This window comes from Micromonospora sp. DH14, from assembly GCF_029809455.1.
GTDB classification, from domain to species: Bacteria; Actinomycetota; Actinomycetes; order Mycobacteriales; family Micromonosporaceae; genus Micromonospora; species Micromonospora parva.
Map to the genome: position 1 here is coordinate 854,767 of NZ_JARVKT010000001.1, position 20,092 is coordinate 874,858.

A 20,092-nucleotide genomic window follows, 5' to 3' on the forward strand; every position below is an offset into this window, starting at 1 on the left:
CGCGCCCGCCCGCGCACAGAGATCGAGATGATGAAGCAGCTGTCGGAGAAGACCGGCCACGACCCCTCGCCCTGGCCGCACGTGCTGCCCGGCGACCTGATGACCAATCGTCAGCGGGCACAACTCGTTCTCGTGCTGGGCGCGTTGATCGCGATCGGGCCGCTGACCATCGACATGTACCTGCCGGCCCTGCCCGCCATCACGGCGGGCCTGCAGACCACCGAGACCGCCGTGCAGTTGACGCTGACCGGCACGCTCGTCGGCCTCGCGCTGGGCCAGTTGCTGATCGGGCCGCTCTCCGACGTGGTCGGGCGACGGGTGCCGCTGCTGGCCGGTCTGGCCGCGCACATCGTGGCGTCCGTGCTGTGCGTCTTCGCACCCAACATCGCGGTGCTCGGCGGGCTGCGCGTACTCCAGGGGCTCGGTGTCGCGGCCGCCACGGTGGTCGCGACGGCAGTGGTCCGCGACCTGTTCAGCGGGGCCTCGTTCGCCCGGATCTTCTCCCGGCTGATGCTCGTCATGGGCCTGGCGCCCATCCTCGCGCCGACGCTGGGCAGTGGCCTGCTGAGCTGGACCGACTGGCGGGGTGTCTTCGCGGCGTTGGCGGTGCTGGGCGCGCTCCTGATCGTCGTGGCCGCGTTCCGGCTCCCGGAGACGCTTCCGGTGGCGCGTCGGCGCCACGGCGGGGTGAGTGCCACCCTGCGCGACTATCGCGGGTTGCTCAACGACCGGGCGTTCGTCGGCCTGGTGCTGGTCGCCGGCCTCGCGATGGCGGCCCTGTTCGCGTACGTCTCGGGTTCGTCGTTCGTGCTGCAGCAGGAGTACGGCCTCGACGAGCAGCAGTTCGGCATCGCCTTCGGGGCCGGCGCGGTGGGGCTGATCGGAGCCACCCAGTTCAACGTGCGGCTGCTGCGCCGCTACACCCCGCAGCAGATCCTGGTCAGCGCCCTGATCGCCGGAACGGCTGCCGGCCTGCTGCTGGTGATGTTCGCGGCGACCGGCTTCGGTGGCCTGGGCACCCTGCTCGCGTCGCTGTGGCTGGTCCTGGCCGCCGCCGGGCTGGCCCTGCCGAACGCGCCGGCGCTGGCCATGAGCCGGCACAGCGAGGCCGCTGGCACCGCCGCGGCGCTGCTCGGCGCGGTGCAGTTCGGCATCGGGGCGGTGTCGGCGCCACTGGCCGGTCTGTTCGGCACGGGGAGCGTACCGATGGCGATCGTCATCGCGGGCGGCATGGCCGCCGCGCTGATCGTCATGCTCGTTGTCGTTCCGCGCGCCAGCCTCGGCACTGTCGACCCGGACCTGGCTGTCGCGCTGCACTGACAACGCCCGGCGGTCGCGCCGCAGCGGGCCCCGTCGTCGTGCGGGAGAGACGGAGGGCGGGCCGGTGAAACCGGCCCGCCCCGACGATCAGCGGATCTCGGTGGTGTCCTCGGGGCGCGGCTGACCGCGCGGTGGGGCGGACCAGGGTGATTCGCCACCGACCCGGCGGGGCAGCGGTTCGGTCGGTGTCGAGTCGGCCGGGTAACCCAGAGTGAGCGGCGCGGTGTCCCGCTCCGCCGCCGCGGGTGGCGGCCAGTCGGTCAAGGTGAAGTCGTCGTTGCGGGGGCCTCCGTCCGGCGCGGGGGCGGGTGGCGTGGCCGGAACGGCCGCCGGGGTCGGCCACTGCCGCCACCGCTGTTGGCTGAAGGTCGCCATCAGCAGCAGCATGCCGATCAGGAAGAGCGTGCCGTTCTCCACCGGCAGCCGCAGCGGCAGCGGGTCGCCGAACACCTTCCACTCGTGCGGGATCGCGTCCCGCACCGAGAAGGGCGCCACGAACATCCCGATGTACGGGGTGACCAGCAGCGCCCCCGCCACCAACGGGCCCAGCGGTGAGAAGCGCAGCGTGCCGAGCAGGCCCAGCAGGACACCGCCGACACCGAGGTACACGGCCGGCTCGATCAGGTTGGCGGTGTTGAACGTGCCGATCTCCACCCAGCGGTCGACCGTCCGGCTCGACCCGTCCTGCCCGAGTGTGACCAGCACCCAGGTGATGGGTGCCACCACCAGCCCGGCGAGGAAGCTCCAGAGATGTCGCATCCGCGCACCGTACCGTTTTCGACATGACTGAGCACCTCTCCGCCGCTCCGAACGGCAAGCCGACGTCGTACTCGCGCGTCACTCTCAGCAAGATCATGACGGCGGTGGACGTCAACCTCTACGGCACCGTGCACGGTGGGGTTCTGATGAAGTTCGTCGACGACGTGGCCGGGGCCGCAGCCGCCCGACACAGCGGCGGAACGGCGGTGACCGCGGCGATCGACGAGATCGTCTTCTCGGAGGCGGTCCGGGTCGGCGACCTCGTGCACGCCCACGCCCAGGTGAACTGGACCGGCCAGACCTCGATGGAGGTGGGCGTGCGGGTGGTCGCCGAGCGGTGGGACTCGGCCGAGGACGCGCCGGTCCGGGTGGCCACCGCGTACCTGGTGTTCGTCGGCGTGGACGTCGGCGGGGCGCCGCGCGCGGTCCGCCCGGTGCTGCCGGAGACCGCGGAGGACGAGCGGCGGTACAAGGAGGCGGAGATCCGCCGGGCGCACCGCCTCGCCCGCCGTCGCGCCATCCAGGCCCACCGCGCGGGCTGACCCACATGAGGTGACGGGTTGGAGTGTGGGACGGGCACGCGTCGGTCGGCCTACCCGGTGCGCAGAATGGCGCTTCGAGGTAGGGCAAGATGGCGCCACGGCCCAGTCACAGTGTCGTGTCGGGCCAGGGGGAGGGTGGACCAGTGGGTGACATGCTGTGGGCGCCGCCGGCGGACGTACGCGAGCGGTCCCGGATCGGCGCCTACCTGCGCTGGCTGCGGGAGCACCGCGGGTTGGACTTCGCCGACTACGACGCGTTGTGGCGCTGGTCCACCACCGATCTGGACGGGTTCTGGCGCTCGATCTGGGACCACTTCGAGGTGATCGCGCACACCCCGCCGACCGCGACCCTGGCGCAGCGGGTGATGCCGGGCGCCCGGTGGTTCCCCGGCGCCACGCTCAACTACGCAGAGAACGTGCTGCGGATGCCGGGTCGGGGCGACGACGACCCGATGGTGATCTCCCACGGGCAGACGCGCCCGCCGGTCACGCTGACCGCCGGGGAACTGCGCGAGCAGGTCCGCCGGGTGTCGGCCGGGCTGCGCCGGCTCGGCGTCACCGCCGGTGACCGGGTGGCGGCGTACGCCCCGAACATCGGCGAGACGTACGTCCTGCTGCTGGCCACCGCCAGCCTGGGCGCCATCTTCTCGTCCTGCGCCCCCGAGTTCGGCACCCGCAGCGTCACCGACCGCTGGCAGCAGATCGAACCGACGGTGCTGGTCGCCGTGGACGGCTACCGGTACGGCGACAAGCCGGTGGACCGCCGCGCCGAGGTGGCCGCGATCCGGGCCGCCCTGCCGTCACTGCGGCACACCGTCAGCATCGGCTACCTCGACCCGGCCGGCCCCGCGCCCGAGGGCGCGCTGAGCTGGGCCGAGCTGGCCGCGCCCGTGGACGAGCCCTTGACGTTCACGCCGGTGCCGTTCGACCACCCGCTCTACGTGCTCTACTCCTCGGGCACCACCGGGTTGCCGAAGCCGATCGTGCACGGCCACGGCGGCATCCTGCTGGAGCACCTGAAGATGCTCGCCCTGCACCACGACCTGGGCCCGGCCGACCGGTTCTTCTGGTTCACCACCACCGGGTGGATGATGTGGAACTTCCTGGTCTCCGGGCCGGCGGTGGGCGCGAGCATCGTGCTCTTCGACGGCAACCCGGCGGTCCGCGCGGAACCCGGTCAGCCAGCTGAGCCCGACCTCGGCGCGCTGTGGCGGATGGCGGCGGAGACTGGCACCACGTACTTCGGCACGTCCGCGCCGTACCTGCTGGCCTGCCGCAAGGCCGGGTTGGTCCCCCGTGACGTCGCCGACCTGTCGGCGGTACGCGGGGTGGGTTCCACGGGCGCGCCGCTGCCCGCCGAGGGCTTCCGCTGGGTGTACGAGACCGTGGGCGACCACCTGCAGCTCCAGTCGCTCTCCGGCGGCACCGACGTGTGCACGGGTTTCGTCGGCGGGGTGCCGCTGCTGCCGGTGTACGCCGGTGAGATCGCCTGCCGGGCGTTGGGCGCCAAGGTGGAGGCCCGTTCCGCCGACGGCACGCCGGTCATCGGCGAACTCGGCGAGCTGGTGATCACCGAACCGATGCCGAGCATGCCGGTGGGCTTCTGGAACGACACTGACGGCACCCGCTACGCCGAGGCGTACTTCGACGTCTACCCGGGCGTCTGGCGGCACGGCGACTGGATCACCATCAACGAGCGGGGTGGGTGTGTGATCACCGGGCGTTCCGACGCCACCCTCAACCGCGGTGGGGTCCGGCTCGGCACCGCCGAGTTCTACTCCGTGGTCGAGGGGCTCGACGAGGTGCTCGACTCGGTCGTCGTGCACCTGGAGGACGATGAGGGCGGCGCCGGTGAGCTGCTGCTCTTCGTGGTGCTGGCCGACGGTCTGGAGTTGGACGACCCGATGCGCACGAAGATCTGCCGTGAGCTGCGGACGGCGCTCTCACCCCGACACGTGCCCGACGAGATCCACCAGGTGCGGTCGGTGCCCCGGACCCTCTCGGCGAAGAAGCTGGAGGTGCCGGTCAAGAAGATCCTCACCGGCACCCCTGTCGACCAGGCGGCGGCCAAGGGCGCCCTGGTCAACCCCGAGTCGTTGACCGCCTTCGCCGCCCTGGCCCAACGCCGCCCCAAAGCCTGACCCGCCCCCACCCCCGCCCTGCCCCCTCAGGCGACCGGGCAGGGATGGGGGCGCGGGGTCGGGTGGGGGTGGGGCGGGGGGTCAGGGGAGGGGGTGGGTGACTTTTTCCGCTGTCAGGCGGGAGGCCAGGCGGGCCGGGTCCGGGTTGGCGCAGAGGACAACGGTGGCGGCGCGGGTCAGGGGGGCCAGCAGCCAGTCGACCGGATCGGGATGGCGGGTGGCGTCCACGAGGACCCGCGCGCCGGGCTCGATGCCCAATTCGGTGGCGCGGGCCTCGGCCCGGCTCAGCAGGTGCGCGTCGGTGGGGCCCGGACCGGACTGCGGCGTGAAGTGGTCGCCGTGTCCGCGTACCTCGACGACGTAGTCGGCGAACCCGGGCGGCACCTGCCGCAGCGGGGCGGCGAGCGGGGCCAGCCCGAGGGCGTACCGCTCGTCGGCCGACCACGACTGCGCCTCGTCGAACTGGTCCACGGCGGCGAAGAGCACGCCCACGTCGCCCGGTGTGTCGACCACGCTCAGCTTGGCCGACCAGCAGCCCAGCAGCACCGCAGCGGTCTGCCAGTGTGGCGGCAGCAGCACACCGGCCGGGGTGCCCGGCGCGAGGCCCACCTCGTCGACGAGAAGGTTGGCGGTCTTCGCCACCCAGTTCGCCAGCGTGGCGCCGGAGAGTTCGGTGCGGTCGCCGGTGGCGTCGTCGTACCAGGTGAGCAGCGGTCGGGTCGGGTCGGTCGCGATCGCGTCGGCGAACACCCGGGCAATGTTGTCGGCCATCGGCGCGAACGATACGCCAGTGCGGGCCGTACTCAATGACGATGACAAGTCGGCGTACCGTCGGGTCGCAGTCAGCGTCGGCCCCGCGCCCCGGCGTAGGCTTGACCCCCGGAGTGTTGTTCCCCACAGACCCGCCAGTACAAGGAGTCGCCCCGTGACCGCCGGTCGCCCGCCCCGCGTGCTCATCGACGCCACGAGTGTCCCCGCCGACCGTGGTGGTGTCGGTCGATACGTCGACGGTCTGCTCGGTGCCCTCGGCAAGGTGTGCGGGTCGGGGGTGGAACTGGCGGTGGTCAGTCTCCGCACCGACCTGGAGCGCTACACCCGCATGCTGCCCGGCGCGGAGATCATCCCCGCCCCGGCCGCCGTCGCGCACCGTCCGGCCCGGCTGGCCTGGGAGCAGACCGGCCTGCCGCTGCTCGCCCAGCAGGTGGGCGCACACGTGCTGCACTCGCCCTTCTACACCTGCCCGCTGCGGGCCGGGTGTCCGGTCACGGTCACCGTGCACGACGCGACGTTCTTCACCGAGCCGGAGCATTACGACAAGTCGCGCCGCACGTTCTTCCGCAGCGCCATCAAGACCTCGCTGCGCCGCGCCGACCGGGTGATCGTGCCCAGCAAGGCCACCCGCGACGAGCTGATCCGGCTGCTCGACGCCGACCCGACGCGGATCGACGTGGCCTACCACGGTGTCGACCAGGCGGCCTTCCACGCTCCCACCGAGGAGGAGAAGGCCCGCGTCCGCGCCCGTCTGGGGTTGGGCAACAGCAGCTACGTCGCGTTCCTCGGTGCCAAGGAGCCACGCAAGAACGTGCCCAACCTGATCCGCGGGTGGGCGCGGGCGGTGGCTGACCGGGTCGACCCGCCGGCCCTGGTGATCGCCGGTGGGCAGGGGCACGACGACGACATCGACCGGGCGGTGGCCGAGGTGCCGTCGCACCTGCGTCTGCTGCGTCCCGGCTACCTGCGCTACGCCGACCTGCCGGGTTTCCTCGGTGGCGCGCTGGTCGCCGCATACCCGTCCTACGGCGAGGGGTTCGGGCTGCCGATCCTGGAGGCGATGGCGTGCGCCGCCCCGGTGCTGACCACGCCCCGGCTCTCACTGCCCGAGGTGGGCGGCGACGCGGTCGCGTACACCTCGGAGGATCCGGAGCAGATCGGCATCGACCTGGCCGCTCTGCTCGACGACGAGCAGCGGCGGTTGTCGCTGGCGAAGGCGGGGGTCGACCGGGCCAAGGAATTCACCTGGGAGTCCAGCGCCGAGGTGCACATCGCCGCGTGGAGCCGCGCCCGCTCCTGACCCGCCGCGCCACTGCTGGTGACCCGGGCCACTTTGGGTAGGTACGTCGTGCATGATGTGCGGATGCTCTATGCGGTCATTCCGGCAGGTGGCAGCGGCACAAGGTTGTGGCCGTTGTCCCGTGCCGGCCATCCCAAGTTCCTCCACCCGCTCACTGGCACCAGCGCCTCGCTGCTCCAGGCGACAGTGCAACGGCTCGCGCCGCTGACCACACCGGATCGGACCCTTGTGGTCACCGGCGCCGCGCACGTCACGGCGGTGGCACGGCAGCTGACCGTTCTGCCGGAGGAGAACATCCTGGTCGAGCCCTCTCCTCGGGATTCCTGCGCGGCGATCGCGTTGGCCGCCGCGGTGATCGCGACGCGCGACCCGAACGCGGTGATGGGCAGCTTCGCGGCCGACCACCTGATCCGCGACCCGGACAGCTGGGTCTGCACGGTCCAGGAGGCGGTCCACGGGGCCGAGCAGGGCATGTTGATGACCGTCGGGATCACCCCGACCCGCGCGGAGACCGGCTACGGCTACCTGGAGACCGGCGACCCGACCGACGGTGTGCCGTGGCGGCCGGTGACCGAGTTCAAGGAGAAGCCGGCCGCCGAGGTCGCCGAGGCGTACGTCCGTTCGGGCCGGCACCTGTGGAACGCGAGCATGTTCGTGTGGCGGGTGGACGTCTTCCTCTCCGAGCTGGCCCGCCAGCAGCCGGCGCTGCACGCGGGCGTCGCCGCGATCGCCGCCGCCTGGGGCACACCGGAGCAGGACGACGTCCTGGGCGCGATCTGGCCGACGTTGCCGAAGATCTCCGTCGACTACGCGGTGATGGAGGGCGCGGCCACTGCCGGTCGGGTCGCGACGGTGCCGGGCGACTTCGGCTGGAACGACGTCGGTGACTTCCACACCCTGGGCGACGTGTTGCCGGCCGACGAGACGAACAACGTGGTGCTCGGCACGGAAGCCAAGCCGGGCGTGCTCCTGCGGGACAGCACCAACCTCGTGGTCGTGCCGCAGTCGGGCCGGCTGGTGGCCGTCCTCGGACTGCACGACCTGATCGTGGTGGACACCCCCGACGCGGTGCTCGTCTGCCCGCGCGACCGGGCGCAGGACGTCAAGGCCCTGGTCGACGAGCTCAAGGAGCGAGGCGAAGAGGGCTACGTCTGAGGGCCGCGAGGGCCGGCGCGACCAGCTGCACGGTCCCGCCGGCCAACGGCTCGGGCAGCTGGTCCGTCGGGAACCAGCCCAGCGCCTCGGCCTCGTCGCTGACCTGCTCGACCGCCGAGGGTGGGGCGAGCACGGCGAACCGGACGTCGTAGTGTGCCGAGCCGCCCTGACACTGCACCTGGTGCACGTCCACGTCGATCGGCACCGGGTCGATGCGCAGGTCGGCGATCCCGGACTCCTCGGTGGCCTCGCGCAGGGCCGCGGCGACCAGGGTCTCGTCGGTCGGCTCGCAGTGCCCGCCGAGCTGCACCCACCGCCCGAACTTGCCGTGCAGGCAGAGCAGCACCCGGGAGCCGGTGGCGTCCAGCACCAGCGCACTGGCGGTGATGTGCCCCGGACGGTGCTGCCGGCTCATGGCGATCGGCCCGGCGGCGAGCAGGGCGAGGGTCCGGTCCCGCGCGCCGGCCGCGTCCGGGCTGGTCGGCTGCCAGCCCTCAAGCAGCGCGGTGGCGTCGGCGTGCAGCGCCGCGTACGCCTCGGGGTTGGTCGGTTGAGTGGTCGGGCCGGTGATCACGGTGTCGGGCACCACGCCACTGTACGAGCGTCCACCCGGTTGGCCGGCTTCGGTGACCCCGCGACGCGTCGAATTCGTGGTGGCCGGTTGATCCCACGGCGCGGATGAGAACCATCGGTCGCGCGCGGTGGCGACTGGGCCGGCGTGGGGGTGGGATGACCGGACGGCACCTCTGCGGAGAAAGGCCGCAGACCCTCGTGGTGCCGTCCGATCACCGGGGCCTCCCCGGTCCCGGTGCCTCGGCAGCGCGGGCGTCCAGGACGCGCGGCGCCATGTTCGGGCAGTGGAAGCATGCCGAACCGGCCCTGTGGGCGTCGAGGTTTTTCAGTCCAGGCTTAAAGATGGAGATTACTGCCGTCCAGGTAGAGTCGAACGGTCATCCGGCATCCCCCTGCCGGCGACACGGGAGCGCTCCATGCTGAAGATCCACTTTTCTGGGGAGGACATCCTCCGGACCCGGGTGGCGCCGGCGGCGGACCCGGTCTGGGAACTGGTCCTCAGCCTGCACGTGCTGCGCGGCCGCACCCGCGATCCGCTGACGGCCAACTGGCGGCGCAGCGTGTCGTGGGCGCTGCGCCAGGACGCCGCCTCCGAGCAGCTCAGCCTGCTCTTCGCGCTGAACCCGCCGCGCGGTTACTTCCCCGACTTCCTCACCCCGTACGCCAGCGTGGAGGGCTTCGAGGCCGGGCTGGACGCGCTGCGCCGTACACCCGTCGAGATGCTGCACCGGGACCTGAGTGTGCTGGCCACCGAGAACCAGCTGCCCTCCTCGGCGACCGCGCTGGCCCGGGGTGAGGTGTCGGCGCTGCACCACCTGGCCGAGTCGATGCAGCAGTACCGGTCACTGGCGATCAGCCCGTACTGGAGTCGGATCCAGGCCGCGGTGGCGGCGGACCGCGCGCGACGGGCCCGGGCGCTGCTCGACGGCGGAGTCGAGGGCCTGCTCACCAGTTTCCGGCCGGCGATGCGCTGGGACAGTGGCGTGCTGGAGATCCGCAGCTACCCGCACAGCCGGGAACTGCACCTGGACGGCCGCGGGCTGCTGCTCGTGCCCTCGTTCTTCTGCGCGGCCATCCCGGTCGCACTGCTCGACCCGGCACTGCCACCGGTGCTGGTCTATCAGGTGGACCGGCTGGGCGGGCTGGTGACGGCCGACGCCAACGGTGCGTTCGCGCCCGGTGCCGGCCGCGAGTCACTCGCCGCGCTGCTGGGCCGCACCAGGGCGGCGGTGTTGCAGGCCAGCGACGAAGGCTGCACCACCGGCGAGGTCGCCCGCCAGCTCAACATCTCACCGGCCGCGGCGAGCCAGCACGCCACTGTGCTGCGCAACGCTGGCCTGCTGGTCAGCCACCGGGAACGCAACAGCGTGCTGCACACGCTGACCCCGCTGGGCCGGGCCATGCTGGACGCGTGACCCGGCCGTCTCCCGCCGGCTGAGGCATTCGCCGGCACCGCAGTGCGCAGGCCGCGCTCGCCGGGCTATCGGGCGAGGGTCGCCCCGCCGGCTACAGGGCGAGGGCCGCGCTCGCCGGGCTGCCGGGAGGTGGCGGCAACATCGTCGACCCGACGCCCTCGGCGGCCAGGGCGACGCGCAGTCGGTGCAGGTCGGCGCCGAAGCGGACCAGACCCATCGGCTCGACGGGGGTCGGGGCCGAGCCGAGCAGGAGGGCCGCGCCCTCCGGCCACCCGGGCATCTCGGCGACCAGACCAGCGCGTACCTCGGCCTCGTCGATCACGGTGAAGACCGTGCCGGGGGCGACCACCCCGGCGACCGCGTCGATGGCCCGTCGCACCGCGGTCAGGTCGGCTGGCAGCGGACCGGGACCATCGGCGAGGGTGGCGGCGTCGGCCAGCCCGGCGGCGCGGGCCTCGGCGGTGCCGAGCGAGAACAGGTCCTGTGCCGCGTCGCGGATCAGCGCCCGCGCGCCACCGGCGTCGTCCGCCTCGGTGGCGGGCAGGTAGCCCCGCACCACCGCGACCGGGACCTGATCACACTTACCCTTGATCAGCTCGCCGGCGCCCGCCAGCTCGTCCACCACGGCCATCTGGGTCAACTGCAACTCGTTGCCGTACGGGTCGACCTCGCCCCGGTGATCACGGATGGCCGGCATCCCGGCCACCCCGAGCGCCACGTCGGTGAGCCCGTTGCGCCAGGGCCGACCCATCGTGTCGCTGATGATCACCGCCAGGTCCAGGTCGTAGCGCTCCCGCAACGCGTCCCGCAGGGCCCGCGCCGAAGCGTCCGGGTCGACCGGCAACAGCACCAGCCGGGTCTTGTCCACGTTCGACGCGTCGATCCCCGCCGAGGCCATCACGAAGCCGTGGTGGGTCTGCACGATCCGGGTCGCCCCCCGACTGGCCACCACCCGGGCGGTCTCACCGGCCAGAACCTCGTCCCGGGCGGCCAGCCGTTCCGGCCCGTCCGCCGGCACGTCGACCAGCCGCCCCTCCGCCTTGGAAACGATCTTGCTGGTGACCACCAGCACATCGCCGTTGCGCAGCCACGGCGCGGCGGTCGCGATCACCGCGGCCAGGTCGTCGCCCTCGGTCACGTGGCCGATGCCGAGCACCGGCAGAATCTCCAACCTCACGTCAACTCCACCGCGGCGCGGACCATGGCCGCCGTCGCCGCCTCGTCGGTCATCCGTAGCGGCACCGCGCGGACCGTCACCTCGGGCACCACAGTGCCCGCGTCCTCCTCGGCCACCAGCCAACCGTCGAGCAGGCCGCCGCTGGCCCGGCCGCCGTAGAGGCGACCCACCCCCGCCGCGCTGCACTCGACACCGAGCACTGCCAGACAACGGTCGGCCATCCCCCGCACCGGCGCGCCGCCGATGATCGGGGAGACGCCCACCACCGGTGCCGGGCCGCCCGCCACGGCCTCCCGCAGCCCCGGTACGGCCAGCACCGGAGCGACGCTCACCACCGGGTTGCTGGGTGCGATCAACACCACATCGGCCGAGGCGATCGCGTCCAGCACCCCGGGTGCCGGCTTCGCCGTCTCCGCGCCGACGAACACGAAACGGTGAGTCTGGATGTCGGCCCGGTACCGCACCCACCACTCCTGGAAGTGGATCGCCCGCTGCCCCTGGTCGTCCTCCACCACGGCGTGGGTCTCCAGCCGGTCGTCCGTCGCCGGCAACAGGCGCACGCCCGGCTCCCAGCGACTGGCCAGCGCCTCGGTGACCGCGCTCAACGGGTAACCGCCGTTGAGCATCGTGCTGCGGACGAGGTGGGTGGCGATGTCCTTGTCGCCGAGGCCGAACCAGGTCGGCTGTGCCCCGTACGCGGCCAGCTCCTGCTTGACCGTCCAACTCTCGCCGACCCGACCCCAACCCCGCTCCGGGTCGGCACCCCCGCCGAGCGTGTACATAACGCTGTCCAGGTCGGGGCAGATCTTCAACCCGTGTAACCACAGGTCGTCGCCGACGTTGACCACGGCGGTCACCTCCGCGCCGACGTCACGGGCGTACGCCCGGACCCCGAGCAGGAACCGGGCGCCGCCGATGCCGCCGGCCAGAACCACGATGCGCATGTCGACCATCCTCGCGCACGTGACGCCTGCGATCCGTCGGTGGCCCGCGAGACTAGGCTCACGTGCGCCCTGTCCGTTCCTGCCCCGAGGGGGAGCTCGTGACCAGCCCCACCGAGCCCGCGTCCGCTGACGCGACACAGGCCCGCCAGCTGACCAAGCCACTGCGTGAGCTCGCCGCGCTCGCGCTGCTCGGCGCCAACGCCGTGTTCCTCTTCGTGGGCCTGCTCCGGTTGGTCGCCCCGAACGACTACAGCTCCTTCACCGACCGGGCGGGCAGCGCCTTCTACGCGTTCGTCGGGGTGGAGGCGGTGGCTCTCCCAGTGCTGGCGGTGCTGCTGGCCACGCACATCTCGCCGGTGCTGGCGAAGGCGAAGCTGATCACCCAGGCAGCCCTGATCGAGTACGCGGTCAGCGCCCTGTTCGGCACGCTGACCATGCTGATCTGGACGGTGGGCCGGCTGGCCGAGGCCGAGGTGCTCGACGCGCTGCTCGGTGTGCTCACCCGGTTCGCCTGGATGGTGATCTTCGCGATCGCCGCCTGGGTGGTCTACACGATCTGGCGCGCCCACTACTACGTGCCGCGACCCAAGCCGCAGCCGGGCGTCTACGGCCAGCCGCAGCCGGGCTGGCCGCAGCAGCAGGGCGGGTGGCCGGCTCCCGGTCAGCCCGGTGGCCAGCCGCAGGGCGGTTGGCCCGCTCCCGGCCAGCCGGGTGGTTACCCGCAGGCCGGTCAGTCGGCCGGTTACCCGCAGGCCGGTCAGTCGGCCGGTTACCCGGAGGCCGGTCAGCCGGCCGGCTACCCGCAGGCTGGCCAGTTCGGCCAGGCGTCGCCGCCGTTCCAGGCTCCGCAGTCGGCCCCGCCGCACCCGCAGTCCGCCCCGCCGTTCCCGGCCCCGCAGCACCCGCAGTCGGCACCGCCGTTCCCGGCCGCGCCGCAGTCGCCGTCCCCGGCCGCGCCCCCGTTCGGGCAGCCGCCGTCGGCCGACCCCACGCAGGCCATTCCGCGCCAGTCCGCCGACCCCACGCAGGCCATCCCGCGCAAGTCGGCCGACCCTACCGAGGTCATCTCCCACCCCACCGACCCGGACACCGACCGCACCCAGCACATCAAGCCCAACGACCACCCGGATCAACCCCGCTGACTTCACCCGATCAGCAGCGTGGGGCGCGAAGCGGCCTGGGGTGCGGTGACCGCCCTGATCGACGAGGTCGGGTGGTTGACGGACGGCCGCCGGCAGGTTCAGTCACCTCCGGTCGCGGCAGGCGCCGCCATGATCGTTCAGTGCCGTTTCCCACGGTGCGGGCCGGGACTGGTTGGGTGGCGCAGCGCTGCGCATAGGGTGAGTGGATGGTTGATCGCACCCAGTCCGTTCCCAGCGATGCGAGCGTTCGGCGGGCCCTGGGCCGGGCCGCGAACGGGCGGGCGCTGGACGTCGACGAGGCGACCGCGCTGCTGTCCGCTCGTGGTGCCGCGCTCGACGAGCTGCTCCGGTTGGCCGGTGGGATCCGCGACGCCGGGCTGCGCGACGCCGGGCGGCCGGGTGTGGTCACGTACTCCAAAAAGGTCTTCATCCCACTGACCCGGCTGTGCCGGGACCGCTGCCACTACTGCACGTTCGCGACGGTGCCGCACCGCTTGCCAGCGCCGTTCCTGGACCGGGACGAGGTCCTCGCGATCGCCCGGGCCGGTGCCGAGCAGGGCTGCAAGGAGGCGTTGTTCACCCTGGGTGACCGGCCGGAGGAACGGTGGCCGGCGGCCCGGACCTGGTTGGACGAACGCGGTTACGACTCGACCCTGGACTATCTGCGCGCCTGCGCGGTGGCGGTGCTGGAGGAAACCGGCCTGCTGCCGCACCTCAACCCGGGGGTGCTGTCCTGGTCGGAGCTGCAGCGGCTCAAGCCGGTCGCGCCGAGCATGGGCATGATGCTGGAGACCACCGCGACCCGGCTGTGGTCCGAGCCGGGCGGCCCGCACTACGGGTCACCGGACAAGGAGCCCGCGGTCCGGCTTCGGGTCCTTGACGACGCGGGCCGGGTCGGGGTGCCGTTCACCACCGGCATCCTGATCGGCATCGGGGAGACCCCGGCCGAGCGGGTGGACGCGCTCTTCGCGATCCGTCGCGCCCACCGGGAGTACGGCCACCTCCAGGAGGTGATCGTGCAGAACTTCCGCGCCAAGCCGGACACGGCGATGCGGGGCATGCCCGACGCGGAGCTGCACGATCTGGCCGCCACGGTGGCTGTGGCGCGGTTGCTGCTCGGCCCGAAGGCCCGCATCCAGGCCCCGCCGAACCTCATCGCCGGCGAGTACGACCTGCTGCTGCGCGCCGGCATCGACGACTGGGGCGGCGTCTCGCCGCTCACCCCGGACCACGTCAACCCGGAGCGTCCGTGGCCGCAGATCGAGGAGCTGGCCCGGCACAGCGAGCTGGCCGGGTTCACGCTGCGGGAGCGGTTGACGATCTACCCCGAGTACGTGCGCGCGGGCGACCCGTGGCTCGACCCGAGGCTGCTGCCGCACGTGAGCGCGCTGGCCGACCCGGCCACCGGCATGGCCGTCGAGTCCGCGATGCCGCAGGGCCGACCCTGGCAGGAGCCGGAGGAGACCTTCGGCGGCCGGATCGACCTGCACGCCACCATCGACACCACCGGCCGCACCGATGACCGGCGGGGTGACTTCGACAGCGTCTACGGCGACTGGGCCGAGGTCGCCGGCAAGGTCACCCCGGAGGCGGCGGCGCGCCGGGTCGCCGTACCCCCGAAACCGGCCGGCGGTGGCGCGGACCGGGACCTGGCTGCGGGGCTGCGGCTCGCCGCCGACGACCCGGCGGCGCTGATCGAACCCGCGCACACCGACGCGGCGCTGGCGCTGTTCGCGGCGGACGGGCCGGCGCTGGACGAGTTGTGCCGCCTCGCCGACGACGTGCGCCGGGACGCGGTCGGCGACGACGTGACCTACGTGGTCAACCGCAACATCAACTTCAGCAACGTCTGCTACGTGGGCTGCCGGTTCTGTGCCTTCGCCCAGCGTGAGCGGGACGCCGACGCCTACCGGCTCTCCGTCGAGCAGGTCGCGGACCGGGCCGAGCAGGCGTGGGCGGCCGGTGCCAGCGAGGTGTGCCTGCAGGGCGGCATCGATCCGAAGATGCCGGTGACCGGGTACGCCGACATCGTGCGCGCCATCAAGGCCCGGGTTCCCGAGATGCACGTGCACGCGTTCTCCCCGATGGAGATCGTCACCGCCGCCGCGAAGGCCGGCGTGCCGGTCCGCGAGTGGCTGCTCCAGCTCCGCGAAGCCGGGCTGGACACCATCCCGGGCACCGCCGCCGAGATCCTCGACGACGACGTGCGCTGGGTGCTCACCAAGGGCAAACTCCCGGCCGCCGCCTGGGTCGACGTGGTGAGCACCGCACACGAGCTGGGCATCCGGTCCAGCTCCACCATGATGTACGGCCACGTCGACCACCCCGGGCAGTGGCTGGCGCACTTCCGGGTGCTGACCGGGGTGCAGGACCGTACCGGCGGGTTCACCGAGTTCGTGGCGCTGCCGTTCGTGCACACCAATGCTCCGATCTATCTGGCGGGTATCGCCCGACCGGGGCCGACCTGGCGGGAGAACCGGGTGGTGCACGCCATGTCCCGGTTGCTGCTGCACGGCCGGATCGACAACATCCAGTGCTCCTGGGTGAAGCTGGGTGACGAGGGCACCGTCGCGATGCTCCAGGGTGGCTGCAACGACCTCGGCGGCACGCTGATGGAGGAGACGATCTCCCGGATGGCCGGCTCCGACAACGGGTCGGCGCGTACCGAGGAGCAGTTGCGCGCCATCGCGAAGGCCGCCGGACGTCCGGCGCGCAAGCGGACGACCGCATACGGTCACGCCCGGCCCTGACGTCGAACCTTTCCCCGCCGCCGGCCGTACCACGCGGTGCCGGTGGCGGTCACGGCGAGGACCGCCGCCGGTGTCCCCTCAGGGGCCCGGCGGTGTCGCGAGGCGGCGTCGGACCCGTCCGTCTCCGCGGGCGCGTTCGCGCCACCGCCGGAAAGGTTGCCCATGACCAGTGATCAGCGGAAGCGGCAGTGGCCGCGACTGACCCGCCGGCAGACGTTGACCGCCGCGGCCAGCGCCACCCTCGGCGCCGCCGCGCTCACCGTGCCGGGCCTGTCGGCCGCGCAGAACGCACCGGGCGCGGCCGGGAAAGCCGACGAACCGATCGTCGTGCACCTGCGCGACTCCACAACGATGGACATCTTCGTCGGTGAGACGCGCATCGAGGTACGCGACCGTGGCCTCGCGGACCGGCTGCGGCGCGCCGCCCGGCGCTGACCCCGACAGTCCGCCCCGCCATCAGTCCCCGCCCAGTGAGGTTGGTCCGTCATGTCTTCCCACCGCGAGGCCCCGGAGATAGCCAAGGATCCGGTCGCCGACAGCTCCGACCTTTACGCGTTCGTCAGCCCCGACAAACGCGACACGGTCACGTTGATCGCCAACTACGTGCCGTTGCAGCTCCCTTCCGGGGGCCCGAACTTCTTCGAGTTCGGCGATGACGTGCGGTACGAGATCCATATCGACAACGACGGCGACGGTCGCCCGGATGTCACCTACCGGTTCGAATTCACCACCGAGATCACCAACCCGAACAGTTTTCTCTACAACACCGGTCCGATCGACTCGCTGGACAGCGAGAACTGGAACCGGCGGCAGTTCTACAGCCTGACCCGGGTGGCCGACGGCCGCGAGCAGCGGCTGGCGCACAAGTTGCAGTGCCCGCCGTGCAACGTCGGCCCGCTGTCCACCCCGAGATACGCCGACCTGGTGCGGCAGGCCACGTACTCGCTCTCCACGGGGGAGCGGGTTTTCGCCGGGCAGCGCGCGGACGGGTTCTTCGTCGACCTCGGGGCGATCTTCGACCTCGGCACGCTGCGGCCGTTCCAGCAGCTGCACGTCGCCGGGAAGAAGATCTTCAAGGCTGAGGGGGAGCCGGTCAACGCCACCGACCGGATGAACGTGCACAGCATCGCGGTGCAGGTGCCACTGGAGCGGGTGCGTCGACGCGCCAACCGCTACGGTGCCGCTGACCCGGCATCGGTGATCGGGGTGTGGACGTCGGCGTCGCGCCGGCAGGTGCGGGTGCTCGGCGACCGGGGTGGCGCGGACACCGCCACCGGCCCGTTCACCCAGGTCTCGCGGCTGGGCAATCCCCTGTTCAACGAGGTCATCGTGCCGATGTCCAAGAAGGACCTGTGGAACTCGCTGCCGCCGTCGGAGGACAAGCGGTTCGCGCGGTTCGTCGAGCAGCCCGAGTTGGCCGCGTTGCTGCCGGCGCTCTACCCGGACGTCTTCCCCAACCTGGACAAGCTCACCAAGGCGAAGAAGGCCCGAGCCGACCTGGTGGCGATCCTGCTCACCGGCGTACCGGCCGGGCTGATCGACGGCTTCACCAACGCCACCGGCGACGTGCAGGCCGACCTGTTGCGCCTCAACACCGCGATCCCGCCGGCCAGGCGTCCGGACCGGTTCGGGGTGCTCGGTGGCGACCTGGCCGGATTCCCGAACGGGCGACGGGTCGGTGACGACGTGGTCAGCATCGCGTTGCGGGCGATCGCCGGGGTCACCGTGCCGCTGGTGGACAAGACGTTCCGACCGGACGCGGCGGCCGCCGCTGTCACCCCGGGGCTGAGCGCCGCCGATGTGTCAGCGCCGTTCCTCGCGAACTTCCCCTACCTGGGTACGCCGTACGACGGGTTCAACAACCCGTCGGCGGCGTCCTGACCGCGCAGGGGGTGGGCGGATGCACGAGCACGCGTACGGGCCGTCGGAGACCGGGAGTGTGGTCCTGGATCTGGGCGGCGACACCGGTGCCCTGATCATCTACACGGGTCGTGATCTGCAGGGACGGGAGATCGAGATCAGTCGCGACGACGACCGGCGGGTCCACTCGGCGGTGCGCGAGCGCCGGGTCCGGGACGGCTCGTTCCACAGTGCGGTCTATCCCGGTCTGCCGAGCGGGATCTATACCGTCTGGTGGGACGACCGCACGTCCGCCGGCACGATTTCTGTCCATGGTGGAGAGATAGCTGAGTTCGCCTGGCCCAGCAGCGGTTTTGGTGCAACTGACTGATCCCGACGAATCGGTTCTACCGCCGCGCCCCGTCCACATCATGGACGGGGCGCGAGTGCTGTCTGCGGCTCGACAGGCAGTCTGTGCCGCGTCGCGTTAACCTGTCTCCCACCAAGATCAGCTTAGCGTTGGAGGTCTCCGGTGCCGTCCGGCCGGCGACTCGTCGGGGAAGCGCCACGGGAGAAAAGTCGGGCAACTCGCCGGAGAGGGCGTTACTCGGCCGGGGTCTGAATCGATAGGGCAGGTTGCGAGGCTGGACGGCCCGAGTGGGTCGGCCGAGGGTGTCGGGAGGGCGACTCCATTATCAAGTTTGGCTTGACGGCGCACGCATTACACGCGTGTAATTTGAATGGGGTTGTTCGCACGGAACGCAACAAAACGGGACCGGACGGACAAGCACGCCTTTCGCGTGGGGGGTTGCAGCGGCGATGACGCCGGTGCGCGACAAGGAGGCATTTGATGGACGGCCAGCTTGAGGTGGCCGACCTGCTCGGAAACGCGCCGGAGTGGCAGGAGCGGGCATTGTGCTCGCAGACCGACCCCGAGGCGTTCTTTCCCGAGAAGGGCGGCTCGACCCGCGAGGCGAAGCGGATCTGTTCGCGTTGCGAGGTCAAGACCGAGTGCCTTGAATACGCTCTGGGTCACGACGAGCGGTTCGGCATCTGGGGTGGGCTCTCCGAGCGGGAGCGGCGCAAGTTGAAGCGGCGGGCCGCCTGACCGGTCTGAGGTCGGGGCGGTGTGAGGTCGAGGCGGTGGGGGCCGCCCGACTCTCCGCTCGGAGGTCGGCTCAGGCGAGTTCGTCCGGGTCCACCCCGAGCAGGTTCGCCACCTGTTCGATGATCACGTCATGGACGAGATCGGCGAGGTCCTCGCGGTCCATCGCCCGGAACTCCAGGGGCCGTCGGTACAGCACGATCCGCGGCGGCATCTCCTGCCGGCCCGGGCGGCCGGGCAGCAGCCGGGCCAGCGGGACCTCGCCATCTTCCAGCACATCCGAGTCGTAGACGTTCAGGTCCGGCGGGACGTCCTCGACCGCGAACTCGACACCCGCCAACTCCTTGGCGAACCGACGCTCCAACGTCTCGACGGTGTCCAGAACCAGGTCGTCGAAGACCTCGGCCTTGGTCCGCGCCAGCGGCACGGTGGCCGGGACCAGCCGCCCGCGCAGGCCGCGCCCGTGCCGGTCCCGATGCGCACGCCGGCCCGAGCCGGGGCGGCGGTGTTCCGGGCTCGTCATGAGGCAAAGGGTAGCGCCCGTGTCGGGCCGGCCAGCGGCAGCGCCGATCCTGTGGCGCGGCGCGCCCAGGACGGTCGACTGTGATCACCATGACGGGCGTGTCGCAACGCGAACCGATGCGCCGGACCCGGTAATGGAGATACCCTGCCGCACGTGAGGTCACCACGGCGCTGCTCCCGTAACGGCTGCCCCCGGCAAGCGGTCGCCACATTGACCTATGTCTACAACGAGTCGACAGCGGTGGTGGGGCCACTGGCGGCGTTCGCCGAGCCACACACGTACGACCTGTGTGAGCCGCACGCCCGCAGCCTCACCGCCCCGCGGGGCTGGGACGTCGTCCGGCACGAGGGCGAGTTCGAGCCGCCGCCGCCCACCACTGACGACCTGGTCGCGTTGGCCGAAGCGGTCCGCGAAGCCGCCCGCCCGGCCCCCCGCCCCCCGGAGCCGGACCAGCACCACTCGGAGAACCCCCACCAGACCGGCCGCCGAGGCCACCTCCGAGTAATCCCCCCCAACCACTAACCCCCGGCCCCTGGCCCTTCCCGGCCGCCCCCGGCCCCCCGCCCCCCGGCCGCCCCGCGTTCCGCGTTGATCATGAAGTTATTGCGCCTTGCCTCGGCGTGTCGTGGCAATAAC

General features: G+C 72.0%; 19 protein-coding genes. 13 read left to right on the forward strand and 6 right to left on the reverse strand.

All coding sequences use genetic code 11. The features are described 5' to 3' along the window. The first annotated feature begins 27 nt into the window (after positions 1 to 27). Positions 28 to 1,320, forward strand: coding sequence for a multidrug effflux MFS transporter (locus QCZ28_RS04070; RefSeq protein WP_279515253.1), 1,293 nt, complete (start codon positions 28 to 30; stop codon positions 1,318 to 1,320). A gap of 87 nt (positions 1,321 to 1,407) precedes the next feature. Here the strand turns inward: QCZ28_RS04070 and QCZ28_RS04075 are convergent, their stop codons facing one another. Beyond that, positions 1,408 to 2,079 carry a hypothetical protein gene (locus tag QCZ28_RS04075; protein WP_279515254.1) on the reverse strand — a complete coding sequence of 224 codons (672 nt, stop codon included), beginning with the start codon at positions 2,077 to 2,079 and terminating at the stop codon, positions 1,408 to 1,410. A 23-nt stretch (positions 2,080 to 2,102) separates the two neighbouring features. Between QCZ28_RS04075 and QCZ28_RS04080 the strand changes: the two genes are divergently transcribed. Both QCZ28_RS04080 and QCZ28_RS04085 read left to right on the forward strand, forming a co-directional pair. Then, positions 2,103 to 2,621 (forward strand): hotdog domain-containing protein, encoded by a 519-nt coding sequence (locus tag QCZ28_RS04080; RefSeq protein ID WP_030337966.1) that lies wholly within the window; start codon positions 2,103 to 2,105, stop codon positions 2,619 to 2,621. Positions 2,622 to 2,764: 143 nt separating this feature from the next. Then, positions 2,765 to 4,762 carry an acetoacetate--CoA ligase gene (locus QCZ28_RS04085; protein ID WP_279515255.1) on the forward strand — a complete coding sequence of 666 codons (1,998 nt, stop codon included), beginning with the start codon at positions 2,765 to 2,767 and terminating at the stop codon, positions 4,760 to 4,762. 81 nt (positions 4,763 to 4,843) lie between these two features. Here QCZ28_RS04085 and QCZ28_RS04090 read toward each other — a convergent pair whose 3' ends face one another. Continuing rightward, a complete protein-coding gene (locus QCZ28_RS04090; RefSeq protein WP_279515256.1) occupies positions 4,844 to 5,533 on the reverse strand; it encodes a TIGR03089 family protein in 690 nt (229 codons plus the stop codon). A 154-nt stretch (positions 5,534 to 5,687) separates the two neighbouring features. On the opposite strand from QCZ28_RS04090, the gene QCZ28_RS04095 reads away from it, so the two are divergent. Together QCZ28_RS04095 and QCZ28_RS04100 are read left to right on the forward strand one after the other, a co-directional pair. Beyond that, on the forward strand, positions 5,688 to 6,833 hold the full coding sequence (locus QCZ28_RS04095; protein ID WP_030338285.1) for a glycosyltransferase family 1 protein: 1,146 nt from the start codon (positions 5,688 to 5,690) through the stop codon (positions 6,831 to 6,833). Between the two features lie 63 nt (positions 6,834 to 6,896). Then, a complete protein-coding gene (locus QCZ28_RS04100; protein ID WP_279515257.1) occupies positions 6,897 to 7,988 on the forward strand; it encodes a sugar phosphate nucleotidyltransferase in 1,092 nt (363 codons plus the stop codon). Here the strand turns inward: QCZ28_RS04100 and QCZ28_RS04105 are convergent. Continuing rightward, positions 7,957 to 8,574 carry an NUDIX domain-containing protein gene (locus QCZ28_RS04105; protein ID WP_279515258.1) on the reverse strand — a complete coding sequence of 206 codons (618 nt, stop codon included), beginning with the start codon at positions 8,572 to 8,574 and terminating at the stop codon, positions 7,957 to 7,959. The genes QCZ28_RS04100 and QCZ28_RS04105 overlap by 32 nt on opposite strands. Positions 8,575 to 8,977: 403 nt before the next feature. Between QCZ28_RS04105 and QCZ28_RS04110 the strand changes: the two genes are divergently transcribed. Then, positions 8,978 to 9,976 carry a winged helix-turn-helix domain-containing protein gene (locus QCZ28_RS04110; protein ID WP_279515259.1) on the forward strand — a complete coding sequence of 333 codons (999 nt, stop codon included), beginning with the start codon at positions 8,978 to 8,980 and terminating at the stop codon, positions 9,974 to 9,976. 91 nt (positions 9,977 to 10,067) lie between these two features. Here QCZ28_RS04110 and QCZ28_RS04115 read toward each other — a convergent pair whose 3' ends face one another. Together QCZ28_RS04115 and cofD are read right to left on the reverse strand one after the other, a co-directional pair. Next, on the reverse strand, positions 10,068 to 11,153 hold the full coding sequence (locus QCZ28_RS04115) for a coenzyme F420-0:L-glutamate ligase (RefSeq protein ID WP_279515260.1): 1,086 nt from the start codon (positions 11,151 to 11,153) through the stop codon (positions 10,068 to 10,070). Next, complete coding sequence (cofD, locus tag QCZ28_RS04120; RefSeq protein WP_279515261.1) at positions 11,150 to 12,097, reverse strand: 2-phospho-L-lactate transferase; 948 nt, start codon at positions 12,095 to 12,097, stop codon at positions 11,150 to 11,152. Before cofD ends, QCZ28_RS04115 begins: the two co-directional genes overlap by 4 nt. A 98-nt stretch (positions 12,098 to 12,195) precedes the next feature. Here cofD and QCZ28_RS04125 point away from each other — a divergent pair, with 98 nt between their 5' ends. The 6 genes from QCZ28_RS04125 to QCZ28_RS04150 all read left to right on the forward strand — a co-directional run bounded on the left by QCZ28_RS04125 (position 12,196) and on the right by QCZ28_RS04150 (position 18,936). Further along, the gene (locus QCZ28_RS04125; RefSeq protein WP_279515262.1) at positions 12,196 to 13,239 is read left to right on the forward strand and encodes a hypothetical protein; all 1,044 of its coding nucleotides are present in this window, start codon (positions 12,196 to 12,198) and stop codon (positions 13,237 to 13,239) included. 206 nt (positions 13,240 to 13,445) lie between these two features. Continuing rightward, positions 13,446 to 15,989 carry a bifunctional FO biosynthesis protein CofGH gene (locus QCZ28_RS04130; RefSeq protein WP_279515263.1) on the forward strand — a complete coding sequence of 848 codons (2,544 nt, stop codon included), beginning with the start codon at positions 13,446 to 13,448 and terminating at the stop codon, positions 15,987 to 15,989. 162 nt (positions 15,990 to 16,151) lie between these two features. Next, a complete protein-coding gene (locus QCZ28_RS04135; RefSeq protein ID WP_279515264.1) occupies positions 16,152 to 16,424 on the forward strand; it encodes a hypothetical protein in 273 nt (90 codons plus the stop codon). Positions 16,425 to 16,475: 51 nt separating this feature from the next. Beyond that, entirely contained in the window at positions 16,476 to 17,870 is a 1,395-nt protein-coding gene (locus tag QCZ28_RS04140; RefSeq protein WP_279515265.1) for a DUF4331 domain-containing protein, read from the forward strand. Positions 17,871 to 17,889: 19 nt separating this feature from the next. After that, the gene (locus QCZ28_RS04145; protein ID WP_279515266.1) at positions 17,890 to 18,219 is read left to right on the forward strand and encodes a phospholipase; all 330 of its coding nucleotides are present in this window, start codon (positions 17,890 to 17,892) and stop codon (positions 18,217 to 18,219) included. Positions 18,220 to 18,678: 459 nt separating this feature from the next. Further along, the gene (locus QCZ28_RS04150; protein WP_007455784.1) at positions 18,679 to 18,936 is read left to right on the forward strand and encodes a WhiB family transcriptional regulator; all 258 of its coding nucleotides are present in this window, start codon (positions 18,679 to 18,681) and stop codon (positions 18,934 to 18,936) included. Positions 18,937 to 19,006: 70 nt separating this feature from the next. Here QCZ28_RS04150 and QCZ28_RS04155 read toward each other — a convergent pair whose 3' ends face one another. After that, positions 19,007 to 19,456: a metallopeptidase family protein gene (locus QCZ28_RS04155; protein ID WP_030338265.1), complete on the reverse strand. Its 450-nt coding sequence runs from the start codon at positions 19,454 to 19,456 to the stop codon at positions 19,007 to 19,009. 153 nt (positions 19,457 to 19,609) lie between these two features. Here QCZ28_RS04155 and QCZ28_RS04160 point away from each other — a divergent pair, with 153 nt between their 5' ends. Further along, complete coding sequence (locus tag QCZ28_RS04160) at positions 19,610 to 19,978, forward strand: DUF3499 domain-containing protein (RefSeq protein WP_030338263.1); 369 nt, start codon at positions 19,610 to 19,612, stop codon at positions 19,976 to 19,978. The last annotated feature ends 114 nt before the right edge of the window (positions 19,979 to 20,092 follow it).

Bases quoted from the DNA above. Each gene is read 5' to 3' on its own strand.
- QCZ28_RS04070 (WP_279515253.1), top strand. From the start codon at position 28: ATGATGAAGCAGCTGTCGGAGAAGACCGGCCACGACCCCTCGCCCTGG.
- QCZ28_RS04075 (WP_279515254.1), bottom strand. From the start codon at position 2,079: ATGCGACATCTCTGGAGCTTCCTCGCCGGGCTGGTGGTGGCACCCATC.
- QCZ28_RS04080 (WP_030337966.1), top strand. From the start codon at position 2,103: ATGACTGAGCACCTCTCCGCCGCTCCGAACGGCAAGCCGACGTCGTAC.
- QCZ28_RS04090 (WP_279515256.1), bottom strand. From the start codon at position 5,533: ATGGCCGACAACATTGCCCGGGTGTTCGCCGACGCGATCGCGACCGAC.
- QCZ28_RS04100 (WP_279515257.1), top strand. From the start codon at position 6,897: ATGCTCTATGCGGTCATTCCGGCAGGTGGCAGCGGCACAAGGTTGTGG.
- QCZ28_RS04110 (WP_279515259.1), top strand. From the start codon at position 8,978: ATGCTGAAGATCCACTTTTCTGGGGAGGACATCCTCCGGACCCGGGTG.
- cofD (WP_279515261.1), bottom strand. From the start codon at position 12,097: ATGCGCATCGTGGTTCTGGCCGGCGGCATCGGCGGCGCCCGGTTCCTG.
- QCZ28_RS04130 (WP_279515263.1), top strand. From the start codon at position 13,446: ATGGTTGATCGCACCCAGTCCGTTCCCAGCGATGCGAGCGTTCGGCGG.
- QCZ28_RS04135 (WP_279515264.1), top strand. From the start codon at position 16,152: ATGACCAGTGATCAGCGGAAGCGGCAGTGGCCGCGACTGACCCGCCGG.
- QCZ28_RS04140 (WP_279515265.1), top strand. From the start codon at position 16,476: ATGTCTTCCCACCGCGAGGCCCCGGAGATAGCCAAGGATCCGGTCGCC.
- QCZ28_RS04145 (WP_279515266.1), top strand. From the start codon at position 17,890: ATGCACGAGCACGCGTACGGGCCGTCGGAGACCGGGAGTGTGGTCCTG.
- QCZ28_RS04150 (WP_007455784.1), top strand. From the start codon at position 18,679: ATGGACGGCCAGCTTGAGGTGGCCGACCTGCTCGGAAACGCGCCGGAG.
- QCZ28_RS04155 (WP_030338265.1), bottom strand. From the start codon at position 19,456: ATGACGAGCCCGGAACACCGCCGCCCCGGCTCGGGCCGGCGTGCGCAT.